10 protein-coding genes are annotated in these 12,147 nt (G+C 65.5%); 6 read left to right on the top strand and 4 right to left on the bottom strand.

What is annotated here, in order from left to right; all coding sequences use genetic code 11:
- Nucleotides 1–90 precede the first annotated feature (90 nt).
- The 4 genes from lnt (at nt 91) to RT424_RS10795 (ending at nt 7,101) form a co-directional block, all read left to right on the top strand.
- Entirely contained in the window at nt 91–1,752 is a 1,662-nt protein-coding gene (gene lnt, locus RT424_RS10810) for an apolipoprotein N-acyltransferase (protein WP_313437579.1), read from the top strand.
- A gap of 41 nt (nt 1,753–1,793) precedes the next feature.
- Nucleotides 1,794–3,011 carry a methionine adenosyltransferase gene (metK, locus tag RT424_RS10805; RefSeq protein ID WP_313437576.1) on the top strand — a complete coding sequence of 406 codons (1,218 nt, stop codon included), beginning with the start codon at nt 1,794–1,796 and terminating at the stop codon, nt 3,009–3,011.
- Nucleotides 3,012–3,169: 158 nt separating this feature from the next.
- On the top strand, nt 3,170–4,018 hold the full coding sequence (locus RT424_RS10800) for a sulfurtransferase (RefSeq protein WP_313437573.1): 849 nt from the start codon (nt 3,170–3,172) through the stop codon (nt 4,016–4,018).
- A 149-nt stretch (nt 4,019–4,167) separates the two neighbouring features.
- Nucleotides 4,168–7,101 carry a CHAT domain-containing protein gene (locus RT424_RS10795; protein ID WP_313437570.1) on the top strand — a complete coding sequence of 978 codons (2,934 nt, stop codon included), beginning with the start codon at nt 4,168–4,170 and terminating at the stop codon, nt 7,099–7,101.
- A gap of 25 nt (nt 7,102–7,126) precedes the next feature.
- Here the strand turns inward: RT424_RS10795 and RT424_RS10790 are convergent, their stop codons facing one another.
- The 4 genes from RT424_RS10790 to RT424_RS10775 all read right to left on the bottom strand — a co-directional run bounded on the left by RT424_RS10790 (nt 7,127) and on the right by RT424_RS10775 (nt 9,850).
- A complete protein-coding gene (locus RT424_RS10790) occupies nt 7,127–7,672 on the bottom strand; it encodes a glutathione peroxidase (RefSeq protein WP_313437567.1) in 546 nt (181 codons plus the stop codon).
- Between the two features lie 103 nt (nt 7,673–7,775).
- The gene (locus RT424_RS10785) at nt 7,776–8,465 is read right to left on the bottom strand and encodes a glutathione S-transferase family protein (RefSeq protein WP_313437565.1); all 690 of its coding nucleotides are present in this window, start codon (nt 8,463–8,465) and stop codon (nt 7,776–7,778) included.
- Nucleotides 8,466–8,507: 42 nt separating this feature from the next.
- The gene (locus RT424_RS10780) at nt 8,508–9,143 is read right to left on the bottom strand and encodes a CoA transferase subunit B (protein WP_313437562.1); all 636 of its coding nucleotides are present in this window, start codon (nt 9,141–9,143) and stop codon (nt 8,508–8,510) included.
- Nucleotides 9,140–9,850, bottom strand: a complete 711-nt coding sequence (locus tag RT424_RS10775; RefSeq protein WP_313437560.1) for a CoA transferase subunit A — start codon at nt 9,848–9,850, stop codon at nt 9,140–9,142. Before RT424_RS10775 ends, RT424_RS10780 begins: the two co-directional genes overlap by 4 nt.
- Nucleotides 9,851–9,936: 86 nt before the next feature.
- Here RT424_RS10775 and RT424_RS10770 point away from each other — a divergent pair, with 86 nt between their 5' ends.
- Nucleotides 9,937–10,821: a LysR family transcriptional regulator gene (locus RT424_RS10770; RefSeq protein ID WP_313437557.1), complete on the top strand. Its 885-nt coding sequence runs from the start codon at nt 9,937–9,939 to the stop codon at nt 10,819–10,821.
- An 83-nt stretch (nt 10,822–10,904) separates the two neighbouring features.
- Nucleotides 10,905–11,687: a universal stress protein gene (locus tag RT424_RS10765; protein ID WP_313437554.1), complete on the top strand. Its 783-nt coding sequence runs from the start codon at nt 10,905–10,907 to the stop codon at nt 11,685–11,687.
- Nucleotides 11,688–12,147: the final 460 nt, after the last annotated feature.

Genomic DNA, 12,147 nt, shown 5'->3' with positions numbered 1-12,147 from the left:
GCCTCCGCTTTTTGCGAACTTCGCTTGCCTCCCACCACCTTACCCCTACATAGCGGCGCGACTGCATCCCTTTCGGCGCGAGGACCGGCCGTGAACCCCGTACTGGATATCCTCAAGCGCCGCCCGCGCCTTGCGACAGGCCTTGCCGCAATCCTGGCGGGTACGATCGCCGCCTGCGGCTTCCAGCCCCTCGCGCTCTGGCCGCTTACCCTGTTCGGCGTAGCGGTTCTGGTGGAGCTGGTCGCCCGTGCTCCCGGCGGGCGGTCCGCTTTCTTCGCAGGCTGGTGCTTCGGCCTTGGACACTTCACCCTTGGCGACAACTGGATCGCTACGGCATTCACCTACCAGGCCTCGATGCCGGGCTGGCTGGGCATGATCGCGGTGTTCCTGCTCTCGCTCTATCTCGCGATCTATCCCGGTCTTGCGGCCCTGGCTGCCTGGCTGGTCATGCGGCTTGACCCCAGGCATGAAGGACACCGCGAAGGATGGCCGGACGCCGGCGCCTTCCTGCTGCTGTCGCTCGCGTTCGCCGCAGCCTGGATCGTCAGCGAATGGCTGCGTTCCTGGGTCTTCACCGGCTTCGCCTGGAATCCGCTGGGCGTCACTCTGCTCGGCGGATACGAAAGCCGGGGGCTGGCTATGGCGGCGCCATGGGTCGGCACTTACGGACTCTCCGGGATCGCGACCTTGATCGCTTGTGTCCCCGCCCTGCTCTGGCGGCTTTCCCGCAACGCCGGGGGCGGCTTGCGCTGGGCATGGGCACTCCCGGGCATGGCACTGTTCGCCGGTCTGGTGGCACTCATGGCCCTGCCGGATCCCTGGGCGCAGCGCACCGAAGGCGCAGTCCGCTTCACCCTTGTCCAGCCAGACATCCGCCAGGAATTCATCGACGATCCGCGCCAGTACGAGGCCAACTTCGTCAAGCTCGCGCGCCTGTCGCTGCCCCGCTCGCCGGGAGAAACGCGCGTGGTGTTCTGGCCCGAATCGGGACTGGGCGACTACATCCGCGACGGCTACCCGCCATTCCTCTACCGCATGTACACTTATGCGGGCGATCCCGTGCTTGCGCGGGAGCGCATCGGCCGGGTCATCGGTCCCTATGCGGTGCTGATGACCGGCGCGGTCGATCTGGTCCTGAAGGATGGCGAAGGCATCGCCGCCCGCAATTCGGTGTCGATGATCGACGGCAACGGCAACCTGCTGTCCAGCTATTCGAAGGCGCACCTCGTGCCCTACGGCGAATATCTCGCCTTGCGCTGGCTGCTCGAACCGCTGGGCGCCACCCGACTGGTACCGGGCGCGATGGACTTCTGGCCCGGACCGGGACCGCGCACTTTCGACCTGGGCCGTTGGGGCAAGGTCGGCGTGCAGATCTGCTACGAGATCATCTTCAGCGGGCAGGTGACCGATCCGCGCGTCCGCCCGGACTATATCTTCAATCCGTCCAACGATGGCTGGTTCGGAAGCTGGGGGCCGCCGCAACACCTGGCGCAGGCGCGCCTGCGTGCGATCGAGGAAGGCCTGCCGGTCATGCGTTCCACCACCACCGGCATCAGCGCGGTGATCGATGCGGACGGGCTGGTGCGCGCCCATGTGCCCTGGCATCAGGCCGGAAGGCTCGACGGACGCATTCCGCCACCACATGAACCCACCCCTTTCGCAATCTTCGGAAACCTGCTGCCCCTTGCACTTGCCGGAGCTTTCTGGACGCTTGCACTTTCCGGTGTTGCGCTCCGCCGTCGTCGTCGTTAGACCATGACCCACATAAAGATTTCTTTATATGTGGTGTCACGATGCGAAATGACTACGTCTTCACCTCCGAGAGCGTCTCGGAAGGCCATCCCGACAAGGTTTCGGACCAGATTTCCGACGCCATCGTCGATCTCTTCCTCTCGAAGGATCCGGAAGCGCGCGTCGCCTGCGAGACCCTGACCACCACCCAGCGCGTCGTTCTTGCCGGCGAAGTGCGCGGCAAGGGCATGATCGACAAGGACGGTCACTGGGAAGACGGCGCGCAGGAGGAAATCCAGCACATCGTCCGTGAAACCGTGAAGCGCATCGGCTACGAACAGGCCGGCTTCCACTGGCAGGACCTGCTGTTCGAGAACCACCTGCACCCGCAGAGCGCGGACATCGCGCAGGGCGTGGACTCGGCGGGGAACAAGGACGAAGGCGCCGGCGACCAGGGCATTATGTTCGGTTTCGCCTGCGACGAAACGCCGGACCTCATGCCCGCCACGCTGGACTACAGCCACAAGATTCTCGAACGCCTCGCCGCCGACCGTCATTCCGGCGCGGCCCCGTTCCTGGAGCCCGACGCCAAGAGCCAGGTTACCCTGCGCTTCAAGGACGGCGTGCCCGTGGAAGCCACTGCCGTGGTCGTCTCCACCCAGCACAAACCCGGCTACCACGAAGGCGCGCAGGACGCGGAACTCAAGGCCTATGTGAAGAAGGCCGTGGGCGAGATCCTGCCCGCCGGCTTCGTCACCGAGAACACCAAGTTCCACATCAACCCCACCGGCAAGTTCGAAATCGGCGGCCCTGACGGCGATGCCGGCCTTACCGGCCGCAAGATCATCGTCGACACTTACGGCGGCGCAGCCCCGCACGGCGGCGGCGCGTTCTCGGGCAAGGATCCCACCAAGGTCGATCGGTCGGCGGCCTACGTCACGCGCTACCTCGCCAAGAACGTCGTCGCGGCGGGCCTCGCCAAGCGCTGCACGATCCAGATCGCCTATGCGATCGGCGTATCCGAGCCGCTTTCGCTCTACGTCGATACCCACGGCACCGGCACCGCCAGCGACGCGGATCTCGAAGTGGCGATCACCAAGGTCGCTGCCGACAAGCTCGGCGGCCTCACCCCGCGCGGCATCCGCACGGGTCTGGGCCTCAACAAGCCGATCTACGGCCCCAGCGCTGCCTACGGCCACTTTGGCCGCAAGCCCGAGGGCGATCTGTTCCCCTGGGAGCGCACCGATCTGGCCGATGCTCTGAAGGCCGCTCTGGCCTGATCCGGCGCACCGGAACATGCGAACGGGCCGGGTTTCCCTAGCGGAAGCCCGGCCCGATTTCGTTTGCACTCGACCGATCGGCCCTCTTTCACGACGGGGCGCGTCGACACGAGCGAAGCAGCCTCCTAAGGGCAGCCGGACATCATCGAGGCGGCATCATGGCTTACGACACGCTCATTTCGGTTTCGCAACTGCACGGCCTTCTCGCGGCCGGCACCGATGTCCTGATCCTCGATTGCGACTTCGAGCTTGGCGTTCCCGACAAGGGTCGGGAATCCTATCGCGCCGGGCACCTGCCCGGTGCCCGCTATGCCCATCTCGATGACGATCTTGCGGCGCCGTCCGACGGCACCAACGGGCGGCATCCGCTACCCGCCCGGGTGGCCTTCGCAGCCTGGCTGCGCACGCAGGGACTGAAGCGCGGACAGCAGGTGGTCGCCTGCGATTCCAGCGGGAGTGCCTGGGCGGCGCGGGCCTGGTGGATGTTGCGCTGGATGGGTCACGAAAATGCAGCCGTCCTCGATGGCGGCAAGCAGGCCTGGGTGGCGGCGGGGCTGCCGATGGAGACCGGCGATGCCGCCGTGGCCGTTCCGGGTGATTTCACGCCTGGCGAACCGCTGGTTCCCATTCCCGTTACGGCTCGGCAAGTGCTCGCCAACATCGGCACGGAAGAAATGCAGTTGCTCGACGCTCGTGATCCCTCGCGGTTCCGGGGCGAACCCAATCCGATCGACCCGGTCGCCGGTCATGTGCCCGGCGCCCGCAACCGCTTCTTCCGGGACAATCTTGCGGAGGACGGACGCTTCCGTTCGGCCCAGGAACTCGCGCGTGCATTCGCGCCGCTCCTGGCCGGAAAGCCAGCGCTGCTTTCCTGCGGTTCGGGCGTGACGGCCTGCCATAACGCCCTCGCCATGGCCGTCGCAGGACTGCCCCAGCCACGGCTCTATCCAGGTTCATGGAGCGAATGGATCGTCGATCCAGCCCGACCCGTCGCCACCGGGGGTTGAGCTGAACTGACTGGGCCGCGCAAGGCGCATTTCAGCCGGAAAACAATTGCCTGCTTGCCCCGCTCGACGAATTATGCGCTTGAAAGCGGAGCGCCGGAAGGCGGCCGGAGCAATCTGCCCGGTCCGTTGCCTTGCGGTTGGGGGCACCGATGAGGAAGCGGTTCTGGATCGGCCTGGCGGCCGGTCTTCTCTTGCAGAGCGCGGTCAGCGCTTCGCCCCGGCGCGCGGACGAGCCGGCGACCGGCGCGACCGGTCCATCGATCGCCGGCGAACTGCGCGCCCTCGCCGATTACGACACCTCGGGCGATCCGAATAAGGCGCTGCGCAGGATCGATGCCGCCCTCGCCTCCGCCGACAAGGCGGGAAATACCGACCCCATCGACATGCTGCTGGTCCGGGCGACACGCGGCGAGGCGCTGTTCTGGCTCGGTCGCTACGAGGAAGCGCTCGCCGTGTTTCGAGACTTCGACACGCGGATGACGGCCATGGGGCAACCTATGACGCCGCGCCATGCCGATATCGTCAACAACATCGGCTCCGCCCTCTCCAGCCTCGGCCGACTGGACGAAGCGCGGATCTACAAGCAGCGTGCGCTGTACCTGAGCGAGAGCCTGACCGGCAGGGACAGCGTCGAATATGCCGCGGCGCTCTATGGCCTTGCGCTGATCGATTACCGCCGGGGCCTTCCCCTGGAGGCTATCCCCAAAGTAGAGCAGGCCATTGCGATCGCCACGACGGCCAGCGGCCGTAGCGGACGGAACGCCGAGTACCCGACCCTGTTCGGCATCACGCTCAGCACCCTGCAGATCCAGGCAGGGGATGCCACCTCCGCCGCATCAGCGGCGCGGGCCGCGGCCGACTGGGCGGACGTTCATCTGGGCAAGACGCACCGCCTGACGCTGGCCGCGCTCAATGCCCTGGGTGCCGCGCTCAACGATGCCGGGCTCTACGGGCAGGCCACGCCGATCCTGCGCCGTGCGCTGGACATGCGGATGGCGAAAGCCGATCCCGATCCCCGCGACCTCGGCTATTCGCTCAACGCGCTGGCCTATTCCCTCGACCTCGCGGGCTTCTCGCAAGAGGCACTGGCCTTCTACGAGAGGTCGGCCGCCATCTTCGAGACGCTCCCCGCTTCGCAGCAACCCATGTCCGGGGCCAACGTGTTCGGCCAGATCGCCCGCATCGTCCGGGATGATGGGCAGACCGGGAAGGCGCTCGAACTGAACCGCAAGGCGCTGGCCATGGCGCGGCGCCTCGCATCCTCGTCCGAAGATCCCGAAGTGCTTCGCGCCGAGCTGAGCCTAGCCAAGATGCTGATTTCGCTGGAAGGATCGCCAGAGCACCTCGATGCCGCGCAGGCGCTGCTGGACCATGTCACCGCCGCATATTCCCGGCGCGCACTGGACACGAACCTCGATCGGGTGGCCGCCGAAACCCTGCGCGCGGCGATCGATACCCGCCGGGGCGACCCCGCCGGCGCCCTCGCCAGGGCCCGCCCCGGCATCGCCGCCTTGCGGGCCCGTCTCCTCGATCGCACCAGCGCCTCCACCGGCACCGTCCGCCTGCGCGACCAGGCTGCCGGCACCTTCGTGCTCGAAGCGAGGATCGCCATTGCCGCCGGGGACGGACAGGCGGCTTTCGACGCCTTGCAAATGGCCGGAATGGGCGACCTGCAAACGGCCTTCACCTCTCTTGCGGCGATCCATGACCGCTACGGACCGGAAGCGGATGCGGCGATCCGCGCCTACCTCTCCACCGCCGCAAGCCTGCGCGAGTTGCTCAAGCAGCGCGATCGGGAGATCGGCCAGGATGGCGACGACCGTGGCGATCGCGACACTGCCCAACGGATCGCCGACACCGAACGGGACTTGCAGGCGCTGGACGGACGGATCGGCGCGCTGGTGCCGGGCTATGCCGCGCTGACCGGCTTCGAGCCCGCGACGCTCGCGGCAGCGCAATCCCGGCTGGCGAAAGGCCAGGCCATGCTCCTTTACGGGCAGGATGCGCAAGGGCTGGTCGTCATGGCGATCACCCGCGACACCGTGACTTCCGCGACCACGCCGATCCCGGCGCTCCGCCTGGCCGCTCTCCAGCGCAAGCTGCGCGCCTCGATCGAGGAAGGCCTGCTGACGGACGGCACCTCGGCGTTCGACCGACAGTCGGCCTATCGGCTCTACACGCTCCTGTTTCCTGCCCCGATCGCAAAGGCGCTGCGCCACAGCCGTCAAGTGGCGATCCTTGCGCCCGGAATGCTTGCTTCCCTGCCCTTCGACGCGCTGGTAACCGCGCCGCCCACCGGTGACGACGCCGACCCGCTGGCGCTGCGGCGCACTGCCTGGCTGGTGCGCCGCCATGCCGTGAGCACGCTGGTGAGCGCCGCCTCGCCGTCGAGAGCCGGAAAGCGCGCAAGCCCGCCGAGGGGTTTCGTAGGCGTCGGCGCTCCGTTGCTGGCCGATGCCGCCGCGCTGGAGGGTGTGGAATTGCCCTTGCGGACGCTGCCGCAACTTCCGCAACTGCCGGGCGCCGAAGCCGAACTGCGCGCCATGGCCGATAGCTTCGCCGGCGATCGCCGCATCCTGGTCGGCGCGCAGGCAACCGAAGCGGCGGTGAAGGCTGCCCCGCTTGCAGACGCGGGCATCATCGCCTTCGCCACGCACGGCCTCGTCGGCGGCGCCTATCGAAACATCATGGAACCGGCCCTGGTGCTGACGCCGACGCCCGAGGGCAGCGGTGAGGACGGCCTGCTCACCGCCTCGGAGATCGCCCGGCTGAACCTCGACGCGGACTGGGTTATCCTGTCCGCCTGCAATACCGATGCCGGTGAGAGCGAAAACGCCCCGACTTATTCCGGCCTCGCCCGCGCCTTCGTCTCAGCGGGAGCGCGATCTTTGCTTCTGTCGCATTGGCCGGTGCGGGACGACGTCGCCGGCCGCCTCACCCTGCGCACCGTCGCCGGCGCGCAAGGGAGCACCAGCCGCGCGCAAGCCTTACGCCGCGCGCAGCTGGAGGTTCTGGCGGACGCGACACTGCCGGGAAGCGCCCATCCTGCGACATGGGCGCCCTTCGTCCTCGTCGGCGATTGAGAACGCCCCTCTCGAGAACGCCTGCTTACTTCGCCAGTTCGGCTTCGATGGCGTTCACCAGCAGCGGATCCTGCGGTGCCGTGCCGGGCGCGAAACGTCCCACCACTTCACCATCGCGCGACACCAGGAACTTCTCGAAGTTCCACAGCACCTCGGGATCGTCGTTCGGGGTCATGCCATAGCCCTTGAAGCGCTCTTTCATGCCATCGACATCGCCCTGCTTGGTGGGAATCGCTTCGGTCAGCGCGGCGTAGAGCGGCTGCTTGCCCTCGCCGGTGACATCGGCCTTGGTGAAGAGAGGAAAGGATACGCCATAGTTGACCTGGCAGAACTCGACGATCTCCTCGTCGGTGCCCGGTTCCTGCGCGCCGAAGTCGTTGGCGGGGAAGCCCAGCACTTCGAAACCCTGCGCCTTGTATTCGCCGTAGAGCTTCTCCAGTCCTTCGTACTGCGGGGTAAGGCCGCACTTGGACGCGACATTGACCACGAGCAGGACATTGCCGCCATGCGCGCCAAGGCTGTCTGCCTTGCCGTCGATGCGGTTCAGGGGAATTGCTGAGATGTCGGCCATGAAGAAAGTCTCCCGGGAAGTCTGAGGCCGGAACATGGCGCAAGGTCATGACCACCGCAAGACGACGCGGCATCCCGGCCGCAGGCTTCGCTCCGGCGAGCGATCAATCGGCGGCGCGGCGATAGTCCGCTATCACGTCGCCGCAGTCCGCCAGTTCCGCCTCGTGTCCTTCCTCGCGCCAGGTTTCCGCCAGGGCTTCCTCCTCCCACTGCCGCATTGCCGGATGCTCCAGCACCCGGTCCACCCAGGACTGGCATGTCCCGACATCAAGGCCATAGGTACGGATACGGAAGGCGACCGGCGCGAAGAACGCATCGATTGCCGTGAATCTATCGCCGGCGAGCCAGGGCCCGCCGAAACGCGAAAGGCCCTCCCCGAAGATTTCGCGCAGGCGGGCGATGTCACGCACCAGCGCCGGACGCATGCTGCGCGGGCGTACCCGCACGCCGACATTCATCGTGCAGTCCCCCCGCAGCGCGGAAAACCCGCCATGCATCTCGGCCACGGCACACTGGGCATAGGCACGCGCGGCTTCATCCTGCGGCCAGACGCCGGGATGGCGATCGGCCAGGTAAAGCGTGATGCCCAGCGAATCCCAGATCGTCCGCTCGCCATCGATCAAGGCCGGAACCTGCCCGGTGGGCGAAAAGTCGCGAAAGGCCTCGTAGTTCACGGGGGCCGCGAAAGGCTCGATCCGGTCGGTGAAATCGATACCAAGCGCCTTCATCAGCACCCAGGGCCTGAGCGACCAGCTGGAGTAGTTCCGGTTGGCGGTGATCAGCGTGTAAGCCACTCGGAACTCTCCGTTCAGTTGAAAACCCGCGTAAGGCGGAGTTCAAGTCACATAATGTGCCGTGGTCTTAGCGGCGACTTCCTCCGCCGTCACGCCCGGCGCCAGTTCGATCAGCTTGAACGGGCTCTGGTGGTCGGGGCGCTGGAACACGCAGAGGTCGGTGACGATCATGTCGACCACGTTCTTGCCGGTGAGCGGCAGGGTACAGGCCGGGATGAACTTGGGATCGCCGTTCTTGGCATTGTGCTCCATGACGACGATGATCTTCTTCACGCCCGCCACGAGATCCATCGCACCGCCCATGCCCTTGATCATCTTGCCGGGAATCATCCAGTTGGCGATATCGCCGTTCTCGGCGATCTCCATCGCGCCCAGCACGGCCAGGTCGATGTGGCCGCCGCGGATCATGCCGAAGCTGGTGGCGCTGTCGAAATAGGCAGACTGCGGCAGTTCGCTCACCGTCTGCTTGCCCGCGTTGATCAGGTCGGGGTCCACTTCGTCGGGATAAGGGAACGGGCCGATGCCCAGCATGCCGTTTTCCGACTGAAGCGTCACCGTGATGCCGGTGGGCACGTGATTGGCCACGAGAGTCGGAATTCCGATCCCCAGGTTCACGTAGAACCCGTCCCGAAGCTCCTTCGCCGCGCGCGCGGCCATTTCATCGCGAGTCCAGCTCATCGGACGGTCTCCCTTTCGCGCGTGGTGGTGAACTCGATCTTCTTTTCGTAGGGTGCCCCCAGCACCAGCCGCTGCACGAAGACGCCGGGCAGGTGAATACTGTCCGGATCGAGCGAGCCGGTCGGGACGATCTCTTCCACTTCCACTACGCAGACCTTGCCGCAGGTGGCGGCGGGCACGTTGAAGTTGCGCGCCGTCTTGCGGAACACGACGTTGCCGGTTTCGTCCGCCTTCCACGCCTTGACCAGGCTGAGGTCCGCGAAGATGCCTTCCTCAAGGATATACTCCTCGCCCCGGAACACTTTCACTTCCTTGCCCTCGGCCACCTGGGTGCCGACGCCGGTCTTGGTGTAGAAACCGGGAATACCGGCGCCCCCCGCCCGCATGCGTTCGGCCAGAGTGCCCTGCGGACAGAATTCCACTTCGAGTTCGCCCGAAAGAAACTGGCGTTCGAACTCCTTGTTCTCCCCCACGTAGGACGAGATCATCTTGGCGACCTGCCTGGTGCGCAGCAGCTTGCCGATACCTTCGTTGTCGATGCCGGCATTGTTGGAGGCGAAAGTCAGGTTCTTCACGCCCGAATCGCGCACTGCATCGAGCAACCGCTCGGGAATACCGCAAAGGCCGAATCCACCTGCCGCAACCAGCAGTCCGTCCTTCAACAACCCTTCCAACGCAGCATCGGCGCTGGGATAGATTTTGTTCATGCCATTCTCCCGTTTGGGGCAAAGCTAGACAGTCGATCTCATTACGAATAGCGATTGTTTTTTATCGGAACCGATAATCCGTCGTTATGAAACGTATCGCCCTCTTCCACCTGGAAACGCTGATGTGGATCGATCGGCTCGGCACGTTCGCAGGCGCAGCGCAAAGACTCAATACGACGCAGCCCGCTATTTCCGCCCGCGTGCGCGAGATCGAGGAGCAACTGGGAGTCCCGCTTTTCCAGCGCGATGGACGCCGCATGGTCCTGACCGCGCGGGGCCGCCGCCTCGTGCAGGAATGCGAACCGTTGCGGCAGGGCCTGGAGCGGGTGCTGCTCGATGCCAGCGACTTCGCCGGGGCGACCGGCACCGTGCGCATCGGCTCGGGAGAGATCGCCGCGGCCACCTGCCTGCCCGACTTCATCGGCGCCATCGAGCGCGAGCGACCCGGCGTGACGCTGGAGATCGAACTGGATCTCACGGCCAGGCTGCTCCAGCAGGTTCTCTCGGGCACGCGAGACATCGTTTTCCTTGCCGGGCCGGCAGCAAGCCCAGGCCTGCGCACGGCACCGATCGGCTCGGTGGAACTTGTCTGGGCGGCCAGCCCGCAGGTCGCCGGAGCGGGCGATTTCTCTCAAAGAGGCCACCTCCTGCCCATCTGGTCGCTGCCGGATCATTCTCCGCTCCACGCCGTCACCCTGGCCGCTCTGCAAGAACACGGCATCACGCCGCGCGCGCTCAACACCTGCAACAACGTACGCATGCTGATCGAGATCGTCGCACGCGGGCAAGGCGCCGCCGTCCTGCCGGAGACCATGGTGCGAACGGAACTGGCCCGCGGCCTGCTGGCGGAAGTCCTGCCTCGGCCGAGGCACAAGGTCCATTTCGAAGCTGCCATCCGTACGCGAGAGCAAGATCCCGTCATCCTCGACTTGTTCGAGCGCGCCTCGCGGCTCTCGATCGAATGTCGCTAGGGAAATGGCCGCGAACTTTGATCTTCGTCATGGCAATTCCATGACCTTGCGATAGGTTATCCGAGATCAACGGGAGAATTATCATGCGCTCGATACTCGTGAATGCCGACCGCAAGGCCGACAGCGAAGCCCGCATCGATGCCGCGCTTGAACTGGCCCGCCATCTCGACGCCCATGTCACCGTGCTCGTCGATACGCCGGTCTCGCGCTATATCGCCATGGACCCCATGGGCGGCAGCTACGTGATCTCCGAAGCGCTCGACAAGGCGCGGGGGGAGGATGACGCCGCCGCCGAGGCCATAGAGGCCCGCCTCACGCGCGGAGACATCGCCTTCGAGGTGATCCGCAGCGAACAGGATCCGGTTCCTGCCCTGGCCGGCGCCGCGCGGCTTTCGGACCTGGTGGTCGTCTCGCGTTCCAGCGGCATCGCCGGGCAACTGGCGATGGTGGCGCGGGCCCCGGTGCTTGCGCTGCCGGAAGGCCGCAAGCTCTCCCTGCCGATCCGCCGCGCCGTGATCGCCTGGGACGGCGGCGAGCAGGCGGCCAGCGCGCTCAAGGCAGCCATCCCCCTGCTGCAAAGCTGTCAGGTGGTGAAGCTGGTGACGGTAATCGAAAAGTCCGGCGGCTTTCCGGCAACCGACGCGCTGCGCTACCTTTCGCGCAACGGGGTCCATGCCGAATACGAAGAATACGAAAGGCGCGGGTCCACCGAGGAAACCCTGGCTCTGGCCGTGAACCAGACCCACGCGGAACTGCTGGTCATGGGCGCTTACGGAAAGAGCCGCCTCCGGGAGTTCCTGTTCGGGGGGGTCACCGCCCATTTCCTTTCGGACGCGAGCGCACCGGCGGTATTGTTTTCTCACTGAACCATAACGGATAAATCGACATGAGAGGCGCCGGTGCAGGACATCGGCGCCTTTTTTGCGTTTCGACTGACCCAGGATCCCGCCGAAAGGAATTCTGTCAGATACTCAGCATGTTGAGCAAATGGCGCACCGCAACAAGCAACCCTTGCAAGGCGAAACGTAAGGCAATCGCCCTGACGATTGCGTCAAGCTGGAGATGAAGCTTGGCTCATATTTCATAACATTGTTTTAGCTGGATTTTGTGGAGACTACCCGGTGTAGTTCCGTGCAACGCAATATTGCTTGCGCGTTTCGCAACCGTCAAATCGGCATTTCGCACTTGCACAAAAGCCGAGTCGGAGTCATACAGACAGTGCCTTTCAGGCATCCTCTCCCAAAACTTTCACGGCCCGGTTGGAAACTTCCGGGCCTTCTTTTTGCCTGTTGGAGAACGGCGTTCTCCAACAGTTCCATCGGAAAC

The organism is Novosphingobium sp., from assembly GCF_032093395.1.
Taxonomy (GTDB): domain Bacteria; phylum Pseudomonadota; class Alphaproteobacteria; order Sphingomonadales; family Sphingomonadaceae; genus Novosphingobium.
Note: the sequence above shows the minus strand (reverse complement) of the source record. Positions and strands in the feature narration are given on the sequence as shown.